Raw genomic sequence first — 14662 nt, forward strand, 5'->3', positions numbered from 1 at the left:
ATGGCCTTCCCGCTCTTCGTCCTGGCGATGGCGCTCGTCGCGGCGCTCGGCAACCGGGTCGAGAACATCGTCATCGCCACCGCGATCATCAACCTGCCGTTCTACATCCGCTTCGCCCGGGCCGAGGTGAACGTGCGGCGCGATGCCGGCTACGTCGAGGCGGCCCGGGCCGGGGGCGAGGGCCACCTCGCGGTGGTCCTGCGCTTCCTCCTGCCCAACGTGCTGCCCGCCATGGCGGTGCAGATCTCGCTCAATCTCGGCTGGGCGATCCTCAACGCCGCCGGCCTCTCCTTCATCGGCCTCGGGGTGCGCCCGCCGACGCCGGAATGGGGGATCCTCGTCGCGGAAGGGGCGCGCTTCATCACCACCGGCAAGTGGTGGCTCGTCGCCTTCCCGGGCCTCGCCCTGATGCTGGCGGTGCTCTGCTTCAACCTGCTCGGCGACGGCCTGCGGGACATCCTCGATCCCCGGATGCGGACCTGATGCAGCCCTCCCTTCTCTCGGTCGAGGACCTGAAGGTCACCTTCGCGACCCGTCGCGGCCCGGTCGAGGCCCTGCGCGGCGTCTCGCTGGCGGTCGCGGCCGGCGAGAGCCTCGGCCTCGTCGGCGAATCCGGATCGGGCAAGAGCACCACGTCGCGGATGATCTGCCGGCTCCTCGATGCCAGCGCCGGACAGATCCTGTTCGAGGGCGAATCGATCGGCACGATTCCGGCCCGCGACTTCCACCGTTCGGCGCATCGGCGCGCGATCCAGATCGTCTTTCAGGACCCGACCGACAGCCTCAACCCGCGCTTCTCCGCCTTCGACTGCATCGCCCATCCGGTGAAGCGCCTGACGCCCCTGCGGGGCGAGGCGTTGCGACTGCGGGTGATCGAGAGCGCCGAGCGGGCGGGCCTGCCCGCCGCCCTCCTCGACCGCTTCCCGCACCAGCTCTCGGGCGGCCAGAAGGCCCGCATCGGCATCGCCCGGGCCATCGCCGTGAAGCCCCGTCTCCTCGTCCTCGACGAGCCGACCGCGGCCCTCGACGTCTCGGTCCAGGCCGGGGTGCTGCGCCTCCTCGACGATTTGCGCCGCGAGGACGGCCTCGCCGTCCTGTTCGTGAGCCACGACCTCAACGTGGTGCGGATGATGTGCGAGCGCACCCTGGTGCTCCAGGGCGGGCGGGTGGTCGAGGAAGGCGTCAGCCGCGACCTCTTCCGGGCGCCGCGCACCGCCTACACACGGGAATTGCTGGCGGCGATCCCGCATTTCCGGCCAGGGCAGCCGCGGGGGCTCGCGGCGGAGCCGGCGGCGTGAGGCGTCCGCTCTCGGTCGTGTGCGTCCCTCCTCTCCCCGCGGGCGGGGAGAGGGCTGTGTTCCCGTTCAGGGAACGCAGCGAGGCGGCAGCCGGGGGTGAGGGGGTCTCGACGAGTGAGACTCCTCCGGCACCACCCCCTCACCCTCGCTCCGGCTTCGCCTGCGTTCGCTTCACCCCCGACAAGGGGGGTGAAGCCCTCTCCCCGCCCGCGGGGAGAGGAGATAGGCGGGCCTTCTTCAACCTGTTCTGATCTCTAAGGAATCCCCATGCGCGTGATCCGCACCGCCGCCGCCCAGCTCGGGCCGATCCAGAAGGCCGAGGACCGCGACGGCGTCGTCGCCCGCATGATCGCGCTGATGGACGAGGCGAAACGCCAGGACGCCGACCTGATCGTCTATCCGGAACTGGCGCTGACCACCTTCTTCCCGCGCTGGTACCATGCGGACCGCGCCGAGGCCGACCACTGGTTCGAGCGCGAGATGCCGGGCCCGGCCACCGCCCCGCTCTTCGACCGGGCGCGCCAGCACGGCATGGCGATGTCGTTCGGCTATGCCGAGCTGACGCCGGAGGGCCGGCACTTCAACACCTCAATCCTGGTCGACCGCGACGGCACCATCGTCGGCCAATACCGCAAGGTCCACCTGCCCGGCCACGTCGAGTTCGATCCCGAGCGCTCGCACCAGCACCTCGAGAAGCGCTACTTCGAGCCCGGCGACCTCGGCTTTCCAGTCTGGCGGATGCTCGGCGGAATCCTCGGCATGTGCATCTGCAACGACCGGCGCTGGCCCGAGACCTACCGGGTGATGGGATTGCAGGGCGTCGAGATGGTGGTGCTCGGCTTCAACACCCCGTCGGTCAACGGCCAGCGCGGCAGCGAGGGCCTGGAGGACAGGCTGTTCCACCACCGCCTGTCGGTCCAGGCCGGCGCCTACCAGAACGCCACCTGGGTGGTGGCGGTGGCCAAGGCCGGGGACGAGGACGGCCACCCGCTGATGGGCGGCACCCTGATCTGCGATCCGAACGGGAAGATCGTGGCCGAGCTTCCCGGCGAGGCCGACGGCGTGATCGTCGCCGCCTGCGACCTCGACGAGACCCGGTTCGGCAAGGAGACGATCTTCGATTTCGCCCGCCACCGCCGGCCCGAGCATTACGGCCGCATCACCGCCCAGACCGGCGCGGTGCTGCCCGAGTGAATGCCCGCGACGCGATGTCAGGCCACCGCCACGATGCCGATCGCCATCGCCACCGCGGCCTGGGTCGGGTCGATGACCGGGATGCCGAGTTCCTGCTCCAGGCCGCGGCGGTGCAAAGCCATGCCGGCGCAGCCCATGACGATGGCGCCCGCCCCGTCCCGGTCGCGCAGGTCGCGGCCGACGGCGATCATCCGGGCGAGCGTGTCGGGGCCGCTCGCGGTCTCGGCCACCGTCATCTCCAGCGCCCGCTCGCCGGCCAGGCGGTCGCTCACCCCCATCTGGCGCAGGGCGCGCAGGTGGCGCGGAATCGAGCGGCTCGCCACCGCGATCACGCCGAACCGGTCGGCCCGGGCGAGCGCGGTGAGCACCCCGCATTCGGCGATGCCGAGCACCGGCCGGTCGGTCGCCTCGCGGCAGACATGCAGGCCGGGGTCGGAGTAGCAGGCGATGACATACGCATCCGCCGCCTCGCGCCGCACGAGGTCGCGCAGGGGCAGCGCCACCTGCTCGACATCGGCCTGCGACTGGATGCCGAACGGCCCCTCGGCGAGCGTCCGGCACGCGATGGCGATGCCGGGCCGCGCGAGGGGCGCCAGCGCGCCATCGAGGCCGCGGGTGACGGCCTCGTTCGAGTTCGGGTTGATGACGAGGATGCGCCGGTCGGCACTCATGGTGGCCTCCTGAGGTGTCAGACCTTCAGCCTAGCAAGTTTCGGACGAGGAACATCCGTATGAGTGAGCCCGCCTTCGACACCGTGATCCGCGGCGGTACCGTCGCCACCGCGAGCGACGTCTTCTCCGCCGATCTCGGACTCCGCGACGGCCGGATCGCCGCGATCGGAATCGACCTCGCCCCGGGACGGCGGGAGATCGACGCAAGCGGCAAGCTGGTCCTGCCGGGCGGGATCGACAGCCACGCCCATATCGAGCAGCTCTCGGCCTCCGGGCTCATGAACGCCGATACCTGGGAGAGCGCCACCCGCTCGGCGGCGCTCGGCGGCACCACCAGCGTCATCGCCTTCGCGGCCCAGCATGTCGGGATGGATCTGGCGCAGGTCGTTGAGGACTACACCGCGCTGGCGCAACGCGGCGCGGTGATCGACTACGCCTTCCACCTGATCGTGGCCGACGCGACCGAGAAGGCCCTGAGCCAGGACGTGCCGGCTCTGGCGAAGGGCGGCCACCTCTCGCTCAAGGCGTTCATGACCTATGACCGCCTGCGCCTCGCCGACGAGGCCCTGCTCGACCTGATGGCAGCGGCCAAGGCGGTGGGTGCCCTGGTCTGCGTCCACGCCGAGAATCACGGCCTCATCGCCTTCGCCAGCCGGCAATTGCTGAAGGAGGGCAAGACGGCGCCGAAATACCACGCCGCCAGCCATCCGCGCCTGTCGGAATCCGAGGCGTTCGAGCGGGTGGTGCGCTTCTCGCAATATCTCGACCAGCCGGTGATGATCTTCCACGTCTCGACCGAGGAAGGCGCCGCGATCCTGCGCCGGGCCCGCGGCGAGGGGGCGAAGGTCTATGCCGAGACCTGCCCGCAATACCTCTTCCTCACCGAATCCGACCTCGACCGGCCGGGGCTGGAGGGGGCGAAATGGATGTGCTCGCCGCCGCTGCGCGAGGCCCGCGACCAGGAGGCCCTGTGGCGCGCCCTCGATCTCGGCGACCTCCAGACCGTCTCCTCGGACCACGCCCCATACCGCTACGACGAGACCGGCAAGCTCAAGGCGGGTCCGGGGGCGACCTTCAAGGAGATCGCCAACGGCATGCCGGGCCTCCAGATGCGCCTGCCGCTCCTGTTCGACGCCATGGTGTCGGGCGGGCGGCTGGGATTGAAGAAATTCGTCGAGATCACCGCGACGGCGCCGGCCCGGATCTACGGCCTGAACGCCAAGGGCTCGGTGGCGGTGGGGATGGATGCCGATCTCTGCCTGTGGGATCCCGACAGGCGCGTCACCCTCTCGGACGCCATGGTCGAGGACCGCACCGGCTTCACGCCCTATGCCGGCCGGACCGTCACCGGCTGGCCCGAGACGGTTCTGTGCCGCGGCCGGGTGATCGTCGCAGAGGGCGCGGTGACCGCGGAGGCGGGCAGCGGCGCGCCGATCCGGCGGGACTGACGATCTCTCCGGCGATCGGGCTCGCCCTCGGGGAGGTGCACGGCACCGCCCTGGGGGCTCGGCACCGAAGACACGGTAAGCGGAGATCGGCCGCCGGCCCGCCTTTTCCGTAGGGTTCGGTGATGCGCGCGGAGCGAATCGCCCTAGTTTGGCTCTCGATCGAGGAGCCACCCCGCTGTCAACGGCCAAGTCGACGACCACCCCGTCATCCACCGCTCCGGCCCCGCGCCGCGACTGGTTCTGGAACGCGCTCCAGGCCACCGAGCGGCTGCGCGCGCGGGCCTGGCTCGGCGAGTTCGTGGCTTTCGGCGCCACCGCGGCCGCGCTCGGGCTGCGGCTCGCGGTCGACGACGTGCTGCCCCCGGGCTTTCCCTACCTGACCTTCTTCCCGGCGGTCATCCTCACCACGTTCTTCTGCGGCCTGCGCCCCGGCATCACCTGCGCCGCCTTGAGCGGGCTGTCGGCCTGGTACTTCTTCCTGCCGCCGAGCGAGGGGTTCATCCTCACGGCGCAATCGGGGCTGGCGCTCGCCTTCTACGTCTTCATCGTCGCCGTCGACATCGTGCTGATCCACATCATGCACACGGCGAGCGTCCGGCTGCGCCGCGAGCGCGCCGTGACCGCCGGGCTCTACGAGCAGCAGCGCACCATGTTCCAGGAGCTGCAGCACCGGGTGGCGAACAACATGCAGTTCGTCGCCGCGCTCCTCACCCTGCAGAAGCGCCGGGTCGGCAACGACCCGCAGGCGGCGATCGCCGCCCTCGACGAGGCGCGGATCCGCCTCGAGACGATCTCCCGCATCCACCGCCGGCTCTACGACCCGAGCCGGATCAGCCTGCCGGTCGGCCAGTACCTGCAGGAGCTCTGCGCCGACCTCCTCGACGCGACGGGCGCCCGCAACATCGTCTGCCTGGTCGACGTGCCGCCGGTTCGCTTCGACCTGACCCGGCTCACCACCCTGTCGCTCCTGGTGGTCGAGGTGGTGACCAACGCCCTGAAGCACGCCTTCCCGGACGGCGCCCGCGGTACGATCACGATCCGGATCGAGGCGACGGGGCCGGATCGGATGGCGCTCACGATCGCGGATGACGGCCGGGGGATCCCGGCCGGGTTCGACCCGGAGGCGAGCCCCAGCCTGGGCTTGCGCATCGCGCAGGGGCTCGCCGCCCAGCTCGACGGGACCCTCGCCTATGCGGGCGGCCCCGGCACCGTGGTGCGGCTGGATTTCGCCGCGGTGGGCCCGACGGCGGAATAAGCGGTTCCGGACGCCGGGCCGCCGTTCGTCAGGACAGGCGCAGCAGGAGCGCCAGGGCGGAGACGATCAGCACCGCGAAGGTCGCCAGGATGCCACCGCCGCGGCAAGCATATTGGCGCGGCGAGTTCGCCGGCGCCGTCATGCCGAACGGATGCAGCACCCGGCCGACCAGCAGCACCAGGAGCAGGCCGTGAACCAGGGTCCGGCTGCCGCCATGGGCCTCGAACAGCCCCACGACGATCAGGATCAGCGGCACGTACTCGGCGAAGTTGGCCTGGGAGCGGGCGCGGTGCAGCAGCACGGCATCGCCGCCGTCGCCGTGCAGCACGTTGGCGGAGAGCCGCCGGGCCATCACCCAGATCGACAGCCCGGCAAAGAGCAGTGCCAGGACCGAGGCGTAGGCGGCGGTCAGGGACGGGAACACCATCGGGTCGATCTCCTCAAGCGCGGGTCGGCGCGTGGATGGGGCAGCCGTTATGCTCCGCCCGGAATCCGGCCGAGCGCGGATAGACGGCACGACGCGCCCGCATCACCGAGCCGAGCGGCCGATGCGCCGCCAGACCGTGCCACGGGCTGAAGGCGAGGCCGTCGTCGAGGCGGCGGACCTTGTCGTCGCTCCACGATTCCTGCGGCGCGACCGTGATCCGCGCGACCGGGACGTAGGGACTCTCCTCCTCCGACCAGGGCTTCGAGGCGTCCTCGACCGGCATCGTCGCGCGGTCGGTCAGCAGCTGGGCGCGCAGCTCCCACACGCCCTCGTGAGCACGGAAGTACTCCGAGACCGCCTCGCGCAGGCCGTTCGGCTTGCCGTTGACGTCGAGCGACGCGCCCGTGAGGGCGGTGAGCGCCGGGGCGACCGGAGCGACCGCGACCTTGGCGACGTAATCGCCCCAGCGCAGGGCCGCCTGGCTGTAGAAGGTCTCGCCGAGGATGTGCGTCTCGGGATGGCCGCCGAGGCTGATCAGCGTCGCGCTCTTGCCCCCCACCGCCTCGATCGCCCCTTCGAGCCCGCGCAGGGCGGCGGAAAACACCTTCTTGAACACCTGCGGCGTGTCGGTGGTGGCGGCCAGGAGTTTCAGGCTCTTCAGGAACGCCTTGGCATCGGGCGCGGTGAAGGCCGGGGCGTTTGCCAGGACGAAATCCTGGGTCTCCCCCTCGGCCTCGGGCAGCCGCTCGCCCGACACGCCGATCACCTTCACGGCGAGGCCCCGCGGGGTCGAGACGCTGTCGTCCAGGATGTCGCCCGGATTGGTCGAGAGCCGCAGCACGACGTCGTAGGAGCCGGGCGCGGCGAACAGGCCTTGCGCCAGCGTCGGAGGCAGATCGGGCCGTACGGTCAGCCGGCCGGTCAGGAGCCCGTGGCTCTTGGCGTGGACCCCGCGCACCGCATGGCCATAATCCTTCAGCGTGGTCTCCTGGATCTTCCGGAAGACCCGGATCATCTCCGCCTGCACCTCGTCTTCGTCGGGCTGAACGACCTCCAGAGAGGAATCGAAGCGAATCGGAGACGGCATCGTGACGGGTCCCGTTGAATGTCGAGGACGCCGGACGCGTCGCTGCGTCAGCGGAAACGATTCCCTCTCGTTCGTGTTCCAGCTGCCGACACGCTGCAGGCGGCATTCCCGAGCCTCCGGACTGCGACCGCCGCCGAAGAAGTGTTTTCCCGTAGGCCACTCATAAGTGATATCATCAGAATAAAATTCTCCTTTTATATCTTTAAATAGTAATATTTTTCTCTTTCACGCGAATACTTTGGAACCCGCGTTCATTGACGATCGCACCGGGTCCGGCTTGAATGCACGTCTCCGGGCTCGGACATCCGTCGCGTCGTCCGGTGCCGCGACGAGGAGCCACTGCCATGCCTGCCGCCGTGAAGGCCCGTACCCTGATCGACCGCAGCCGCATCCTCGCCTGGAACGCCCTGACGGTCGTCGTCTTCGTGGCCCTCACCGCCTACGTGGCGCGGGTGGACGCGTTCCTGCGGTAGCGCGCCTCGATCACTCTTCCCGTTCCCGCACCAGGCCGAGCGACTCCTCCAGCGTCCCGAGGAGCCGGTCGAAATCCCGCCGTTGCGCGTCGCTGAGCCCGGACAGGAGCTTGGCCTCGCGTGCGAGCAGGATCGGCACCAGCTCGGCGTAGGTCTGGCGTCCCTGCGGCGTGAGCTCCAGCATCATCTCGCGCCGGTCGTCGCCGCTCTCCTTCCGGGCGAGCAGGCCGAGCTCGATCAGGTGTCCGACGGCCCGGCTGATCCGCGACTTGTGCGTGCGGGTGCAGCGCACGACGTAGGCCGCGCTGCGCGGTTCCGCATGCTGTCCGAGCGTTGCCAGCACTCGCCATTCCGGGATGTCGATCCCGAACTGTGCGTAGTCGGCGGCCAGGGCATTGCTGAACTCGCTGGCGAGCCGGTTGAGCCGGAACGGCGAGAAGGCGAGCAGGTTCAGGCGGTCCATCGGGTTCGCGTTCGCCTCCACGGCGCTGAGAGGGCCTGCACCCTACATGAAGTTGCAAACGCAACACATTATCCGGTTCTCGGCCTCTCACCCCCACGATCGGTCCGATTCGGCGCGTGAATCCAGACCTTTCGCCGCCTCGGACAGCCGACCCGTGAATGGTGCGGCAGCGGGTCCAAAGGTCTCCTGGCGGGCCCGCCACAGAGCCATCACCATCGGCCAGGGTGAGAACCGCCCCACTCGCGCCTTGTTGGTCAGGTCGCGGAGATAGGCGCCCGGCGCCGCGATGGCGGGACCACGTTGGAGGATCGCTGCCACGACGGTGGCCGCTGCCTCTTCCCCCATGACCGTCACGGCCTCTGTCCAGACTGCCGGACTGATACCGAGGCTCGCCCGCGCCAGCAACGCCGCGCCAAGAAAGTCGCGCCAATGTCCGATCCCATGCCGGGCATACGCTCCGAGATCCGGGCAGGCCTCGAGGACGAGCCTCAACGGCAGCACCCGCGTCGGTGGCACCAGGGTGTCGGGTCCGGTCTCCCCGGGATCCGTCTCCTGTCCCCGCAAACCCCGTTCAAGATTCTGGAAAGACTCAGGTTTTGAACTCTGATGGTGGCAGCCGATCTGGGACTCACTGGCGCCCATTTTTCCGAATTCCAGCGATTCCGCCAGGCACTTATCCACCTCCGCCCGCAAATCCCGCAATCCGCCGGCGATCTCGGCCAGGAGCAGGTTGCCGGCCGAGCGCGGCGGCATCGCGCCGGCTCCCGTCAGATGGGCCTCGAACGCGTCCCACGCACCGTCCAGCCCCTCCGCACGGGCGAAGGCGACGATCTTGCCGATGTCCCGGCGCAGCAGCGAGATCTCTTCGCGCAGGAGCGCCCGCGCCTTGGCGGCAGCCCGGACCTCGCCGGCCAGCGCCTCGAACTCGGCGGCGCGGGCCACCAGGGGCGAGAGGTCGAAGCCGAAGGCCTGCTCGATCCGGCCGCCCTCGCCGCGCCTCGCGTAGCGCTTGCCGTTGGGGCTGTCGCGGCGGATCACCAGGCCCGCCTCGACGAGCTGCGTCAGCGCCCGACGCAGCGTCGTCGGCGACGGCCCGTGGGCGCGCACCGAGAGTTCCCGGTTGGAGGGAAACACCACGAGGTCGGTACCGGGAGTCAGGGCGGTCTCGGGATGGAAGCTGAGCAGCGCCGACAGGACCGCGAGCGCCCGGTCCCCGACGCCGAGACGCGCCTTGGCCTCGGTCAGGTTGCGGAAAGTGCGCCATTTGTGGCTGGCGGCCTCGTCCGGGCACGCTTTCGCCGCCGCCTGCGCCGCCATCATGGCGAGCGACAACGGCCGCCGCCCGAAGGGCGTCGTCGGTTGGGTCTGGGACATGGCTGTGCCTGTCGTCAGGCAACAGAAAAGGGTTCGCCGAATCGGCGCCACGCTTGACAGAATGTGCCGGATTTGATTCTCTCAGGCTGCCAGGCACTAAGAGAAGGGCTTCCGGGGCGTCGCTTCGGGGGCCTTTTTCTTTTGCCGGATCGATCCTTTCTGGGTTCGCGTGAGTGAAACCGCCCGGGGCGGGGTTAAACCGGGCCGGGTGGCCCGGATTTCACCGGAACGAGATCTTGGCGGACGAGGGAGCCCGGCTCACGCCGCCCTCCCCCAGGCCCTGGTGATCTCGCCGGCAATCTCGGCATTGACCGCATCCAGCGCCTCGACCGCCCGGTCGTAGGCCTGGCGGGTCGCGCCCTCCCGGCCGGCCTCGTAGAGGGTCCGGCCCGATGCGCCGGCCTGCGCGATCGCGCAGGCGAGCGGCACCGCATGGGTCATCACCTGCTCGCCGAAGAGCGCGCGCAAGAGCCCGACGATCTGGGTCTGCGGCCCGTCATTCGGCTCGTAGCGGGTGACGAGGTAGCGCAGGAAGTCGTGGCGCAGGTCGCCCCCGGCCTCGCGCACGGCGCCGAGCAGGTCGGCGGTCATCCGCAGCGAGCCGGACATGCCGGCGAGGTCGAGCATCTGCGGCTGCACCGTCACCAGGATGCCGGTCGCCGCGCAGAGCGCCCCGAGGGTCAGGACCCCGAGCTGCGGCGCGCAATCGACCACCACGACGTCGTAGCGCGCGGAGACCCCCGCCAGGGCCTCGGCGACGCGGCCGACCGCGCCCTCCGGCATCGCCGCCGAGAGCGGGCCCCCATGCTCGCAGGCCATCAGCTCGAGATGGCCGGGCACGAGGTCGATTCCCGGAAAATGGGTCGGGCGCACGATCTCGCCGAGCGGGCGCTCGGCCCCGTCGCGCCGCACCGCGCCGTACAGGGTCTGACTCACGCCGACATCGAGCTCCGGGCGGCATCCGAAGAGACCCGAGAGCGCCGCCTGCGGATCGAGATCGACGGCGAGCACCCGATAGCCCTGCAGCGCCAGATACTGCGCCAGATGCGCCGCCACCGTGGTCTTGCCCGAGCGGCCCTTGACGTTGGTCACCGCCAGGACCTGCAGGTGCTCCCCGGCCCGCCGGTGACGCAGGTAGCCCGGCCGCGTCCGAGCGAGATGCCGCCGCACGTCGTTGATCTGCGCCAGGGTGAACAGGCGCCGGCCCGCCGGGCCCTTCTCGGGCTCGAGTTCCTCGTCCGACAGGATCAGCTGGCGCAGATAGGCGTCGGTGATGCCGATGAGGCGCGCCGCCTCGCCGGTCGCGAAGCGGCGCAGCTCGCGCCGCGCCGCCGGGGGGCCGAGGCGCTCGCGCACCTCGTCGATCTGGCGCGACAGCGCGTCGGCATGGGCCGCGATCACGGCGTCGAACGACGCGGCGGAGGAGGACCTCCGCCCGGCGATTCGACTTTCGGCAGCCTTCGACATCTACGCTTTCCAGCCTCATCCGAGCTTGTGAGCGTAGTTTGGCCGGCTCGGCGGACGGAGAGTCAAGCGTTAAGCCCTGGGCTCTCCGATTCAGGAGTCGACAACCTTTTCTCCACAGGAGTCAGGCGCTTCGCGTCGATCGCGCTGGGACCGACGCACCGAATCGTGCGTTGGAGCCGAATCGGTTCGCCGCGATCGGGCGAGAGAGGCCGCCGGTCAGCGGCCGGCGCGCAGCCGGTCGAGGAGGCCGGAATCGGCGTAGCCGTCGGGCACGAGCCCGGCCTCGCCCTGCCAGGCCCGGATCGCCGCCCGGCTGCGCGGACCGATGCGCCCATCGATCCCGCCGACCGGGTGGCCCTTGGCCTCCAGCAGCGCCTGGATCTCCCGCCGCTCGTCCCGGGCGAGCGGCCGGTCGTCCCGGGGCCAGGGCCGCACGAAGCCCGGCTCGCCCCGCAGCCGGTCGGAGAGATGCGCCACCGCCAGCGCGTACGAGAAGGCGGCGTTGTAGCCGAGCAGCGCCGAAAAATTCGGGCGCAGCAGGAAGGCCGGGCCCTTCGCGCCGGCCGGCAGGACGAGGCGCGCGGTATCGCCGTCGGCCCCGATCGGCCGGCCCGCCGGCACGACTCCGAGGGCGCGCCACTCGGCGAGCGTCCGCCCCGTCGTCTCGTCGGCGAGGCGATAGTCGAAGCCCGCCGGCAGCAGCACCTCGCCGCCCCAGCCCTCCCCGGGCCGCCAGCCCAAGGTCCGCAGGTACTGCCCCGTCGAGGCGAGCGCATCCGGCGCCGAGGTCCAGATGTCGGCCCGCCCGTCCCCGTCGCCATCGACCGCGTGGCGCAGATAGGTCGTCGGCATGAACTGGGTGTGGCCCATCGCGCCGGCCCAGGAGCCGGTCAGGCGGTCCGGCGTGGTACGGTTCAGGTCGAGGATCCGCAGGGCCGCCACCAGCTCCTCGGTCCAGGTGCCGACCCGCGGCCCCCCGGCGCAGGCCAGGGTGGCGAGCGAGCGGACGACCGGCCGCACCTTGCGGGGATCGTCGAGCACGCTGCCGTAGCCCGATTCAATGCCCCAGATCGCCACCAGCACGTGCCGGTCGACGCCGGTCGACGTCTCGATCGCCGGCAGGCTCGCCTCCGAGGCGAGCTTCGCCCGGCCGTCGGTCGCCGCCTCGTCGCTCACGGCGGCGTCGAGATAGGCCCAGATCGGCTTCTCGAACTCGGCTTGCCGTCCCGTCGCCGCGACGACGTCCGGATCGGCGGTGAGCCCGGAGAGCTGCGCCTCCGCCAGGGCCGGCGTCACGCCTTGCTCCCGCGCCTTGGCGACGAGGCCGGGCAGGCACTCGGCCATCGCGGGCGGCGCCTCGGGTACCGGTTGCGCCAGGGCGGCCGTGCCGGCGAGCAAGCACAGGAGCGCGAACGGCATCCGCATCGAACAACCTCGTGGTCGGTGGTCGCCACAGATAGGGAGCGGAACCGACCGCCGTTAGGGTTCGGGCAGGGCGAAGACCGTCAGTTGCCCGCCCGCGGCGGTATATTGCGAGAGGGCGGCGTAGCCGCCGACCGCGCCCGAGCCCTCGGCCGGGTCGGTGAGCCCGGCGGCAAGCCCGATTCCGGCCCAGCCGCCGATGCCGGACAGCACAGCCACGTATTGCCGGCCGCCATGCATATACGTGGTGACGTTGCCGACGATGCCCGATGGCGTCTTGAAGCGGTAGAGTTCGCGGCCGGTCCCGGCGTCGACCGCCTTCAGGTAGCCTTCGAGGGTGCCGTAGAACACCACCCCGCCGGCGGTGGCGAGCGCGCCCGACCAGACCGAGAACGGCTCGGGAATCGACCACTTGATTCGGCCCGAAAGGTTGTCCCAGGCGATGAAGGCGCCGGTCCGGTCGGTGCCCGGCGGCGGGTGCAGCGCCAGCGTCGCCCCGACATAGGGCTGGCCCGGCGTGTAGGTGACGTGGAACGGCTCGTAATCCATGCACATGTGGTTGGTCGGCACGTAGAACAGGCCGGTTGCCGGCGAGTAGGCGGCCGGCTGCTGGTTCTTGGCGCCGAGCGCGCCCGGGCAGATGCCGGTGACGGTCTCGTCCTCGCCGGTCGTGCCCGGGGCGTAGCGCTCGTCCACCACCGGGCGGCCATAGGCCGGCGAGGCGGGGTCGAGCTCGATGCGCTTGGCCCAGTTCACGCTCGGATCGAACTTTTGGGCCACCAGCAGCGCGCCGGTCTCCCGGTCGAGGGTGTAGCCGAATCCGTTGCGGTCGAAATGGGTGAGGAGCCGGCGCTTGCGTCCCCCGACCTCCTGGTCGGTCAGGATCATCTCGTTGACGCCGTCATAGTCCCACTGGTCGTGGGGCGTCATCTGGTAGACCCAGCGTGCCACGCCGGTGGTCGCGTCGCGCGCGACGATCGCCATCGCCCAGCGGTTGTCGCCCGGGCGCTGGACCGGGTTCCAGGTCGAGGGATTGCCGGTGCCGTAATAGACGAGGTTGAGGTCTGGATCGTACGAGAACCAGCCCCAGGCGCAGCCGCCCCCGGTCTTCCACTGCTCGCCCTCCCAGCTTCTGAGCGAGGAATCGGGGCCGACCGGGCGCCCGAGCTCCGTCGTCTTCGCGGGATCGACCAGCATCTCGGCATCCGGCCCGGTGGCATAGGCGCGCCAGAGCTGCCGCCCCGTCGCCTGGTCGTAGGCGGTGACGTGGCAGCGCGCGCCGTACTCGCCGCCCGACAGGCCGACGATCACGGCGTCGCGCACCGGCATCACCGCCGCCGTATTGGTCTCGCCCCTGGCCGGGTCGCCGTTCCGCACCGACCACAGCACCCGGCCGGTCTCGGCCTCGAGCGCCACGACGGTGGTGTCGGCGAGCTGCAGGAAGATCCGCCCGTCCTTGTAGGCGAGGCCGCGATGGACCGTGTCGCAGCACATCACCGCCACCACCGCCGCATCCTGCCGCGGCGCGTAGCGCCACAGGATCTTGCCGTCCTGGTCGAGGTCGAGGGCCGTGACGGTGTTGGGGAACGGCGTGTGCACGTACATGATGTGGCCGACGACGAGCGGGGCGCCCTCGTGCCCGCGCAGCACGCCCGTCGAGTAGGTCCAGGCCACCTTCAGCCGCCCGACATTCTCGCGCGTGATCCGGTCGAGGCCCGAGTAGCGCGTGTTGGCGTAATCGACGGTTGGCAGCGCCACCCGGCCCCCCTCCCCGGCGAAAGCCGGGCCAAGGCCGAGCAGCAGGGTCGCCAGCGTCATCGATCTCATGCCCATCCTCCTCGGCCGACCGCTTCGGCGGCGCGGCGCCCGTCATAGGCCGCGCGCCCGCGGCCGGCCATGCGCCCGAAGGGCCGCGCCGACGCGGCGGCCGATCGATCCTTGAAGCCCGTGCCGCCTGTTCCATCACCGGCTTTAGTGGTTCCACCACCGAGCCAGGGCGGAGCGCCGGCAAACAGCGTCGGAGAACCCGTGTGCGGCGTGCCGCCCCGCCGGATTCCGGCGTGTTGACAGGTGAGCCGGCTCC

Annotated in this window: 14 protein-coding genes and 1 pseudogene; 6 read left to right on the forward strand and 9 right to left on the reverse strand. The window is 70.7% G+C overall.

Annotation, left to right across the window (positions count from 1 at the left end):
* The 3 genes and pseudogenes from QR78_RS02960 to QR78_RS02970 form a co-directional block, all read left to right on the forward strand.
* The coding region (locus tag QR78_RS02960; protein WP_048426004.1) for an ABC transporter permease at positions 1–483 on the forward strand (483 nt) is incomplete at its 5' end.
* 68 nt (positions 484–551) lie between these two features.
* A pseudogene (locus tag QR78_RS02965) lies at positions 552–1298 on the forward strand (ABC transporter ATP-binding protein); the annotation flags it as partial.
* A 267-nt stretch (positions 1299–1565) separates the two neighbouring features.
* Complete coding sequence (locus QR78_RS02970) at positions 1566–2492, forward strand: N-carbamoyl-D-amino-acid hydrolase (RefSeq protein ID WP_048426005.1); 927 nt, start codon at positions 1566–1568, stop codon at positions 2490–2492.
* A gap of 17 nt (positions 2493–2509) precedes the next feature.
* Here QR78_RS02970 and QR78_RS02975 read toward each other — a convergent pair whose 3' ends face one another.
* Positions 2510–3163 carry an aspartate/glutamate racemase family protein gene (locus QR78_RS02975; protein ID WP_048426006.1) on the reverse strand — a complete coding sequence of 218 codons (654 nt, stop codon included), beginning with the start codon at positions 3161–3163 and terminating at the stop codon, positions 2510–2512.
* 59 nt (positions 3164–3222) lie between these two features.
* Between QR78_RS02975 and hydA the strand changes: the two genes are divergently transcribed.
* Positions 3223–4611 (forward strand): dihydropyrimidinase, encoded by a 1389-nt coding sequence (gene hydA, locus QR78_RS02980; protein WP_048426007.1) that lies wholly within the window; start codon positions 3223–3225, stop codon positions 4609–4611.
* Between the two features lie 268 nt (positions 4612–4879).
* On the forward strand, positions 4880–5866 hold the full coding sequence (locus QR78_RS02985) for a sensor histidine kinase (protein ID WP_048426014.1): 987 nt from the start codon (positions 4880–4882) through the stop codon (positions 5864–5866).
* Between the two features lie 28 nt (positions 5867–5894).
* Here the strand turns inward: QR78_RS02985 and QR78_RS02990 are convergent, their stop codons facing one another.
* Both QR78_RS02990 and QR78_RS02995 read right to left on the reverse strand, forming a co-directional pair.
* The gene (locus tag QR78_RS02990; RefSeq protein WP_048426008.1) at positions 5895–6293 is read right to left on the reverse strand and encodes an MAPEG family protein; all 399 of its coding nucleotides are present in this window, start codon (positions 6291–6293) and stop codon (positions 5895–5897) included.
* Positions 6294–6306: 13 nt separating this feature from the next.
* Positions 6307–7380: a catalase family protein gene (locus QR78_RS02995; protein ID WP_048426009.1), complete on the reverse strand. Its 1074-nt coding sequence runs from the start codon at positions 7378–7380 to the stop codon at positions 6307–6309.
* 344 nt (positions 7381–7724) lie between these two features.
* On the opposite strand from QR78_RS02995, the gene QR78_RS36425 reads away from it, so the two are divergent.
* Positions 7725–7853 carry a hypothetical protein gene (locus QR78_RS36425; RefSeq protein WP_274534400.1) on the forward strand — a complete coding sequence of 43 codons (129 nt, stop codon included), beginning with the start codon at positions 7725–7727 and terminating at the stop codon, positions 7851–7853.
* 10 nt (positions 7854–7863) lie between these two features.
* On the opposite strand, the gene QR78_RS03000 is transcribed toward QR78_RS36425, so the two are convergent.
* The 6 genes from QR78_RS03000 to QR78_RS35725 form a co-directional block, all read right to left on the reverse strand.
* Positions 7864–8316, reverse strand: coding sequence for a MarR family winged helix-turn-helix transcriptional regulator (locus QR78_RS03000; RefSeq protein ID WP_082172094.1), 453 nt, complete (start codon positions 8314–8316; stop codon positions 7864–7866).
* Between the two features lie 87 nt (positions 8317–8403).
* A complete protein-coding gene (gene repC, locus QR78_RS03005) occupies positions 8404–9690 on the reverse strand; it encodes a plasmid replication protein RepC (RefSeq protein WP_048426011.1) in 1287 nt (428 codons plus the stop codon).
* A gap of 258 nt (positions 9691–9948) precedes the next feature.
* Entirely contained in the window at positions 9949–11157 is a 1209-nt protein-coding gene (gene repA / locus QR78_RS03010) for a plasmid partitioning protein RepA (protein WP_048426012.1), read from the reverse strand.
* A gap of 216 nt (positions 11158–11373) precedes the next feature.
* A complete protein-coding gene (locus QR78_RS03015; RefSeq protein WP_048426015.1) occupies positions 11374–12576 on the reverse strand; it encodes a lytic murein transglycosylase in 1203 nt (400 codons plus the stop codon).
* A gap of 60 nt (positions 12577–12636) precedes the next feature.
* Positions 12637–14406 carry a methanol/ethanol family PQQ-dependent dehydrogenase gene (locus QR78_RS03020; RefSeq protein WP_082172093.1) on the reverse strand — a complete coding sequence of 590 codons (1770 nt, stop codon included), beginning with the start codon at positions 14404–14406 and terminating at the stop codon, positions 12637–12639.
* Positions 14403–14662, reverse strand: a 260-nt coding sequence (locus tag QR78_RS35725) for a hypothetical protein (protein ID WP_208993242.1), incomplete at its 5' end; no start/stop codon positions are given. The genes QR78_RS35725 and QR78_RS03020, both read right to left, overlap by 4 nt.

It is taken from the genome of Methylobacterium indicum (genome assembly GCF_001043895.1).
Taxonomy (GTDB): domain Bacteria; phylum Pseudomonadota; class Alphaproteobacteria; order Rhizobiales; family Beijerinckiaceae; genus Methylobacterium; species Methylobacterium indicum.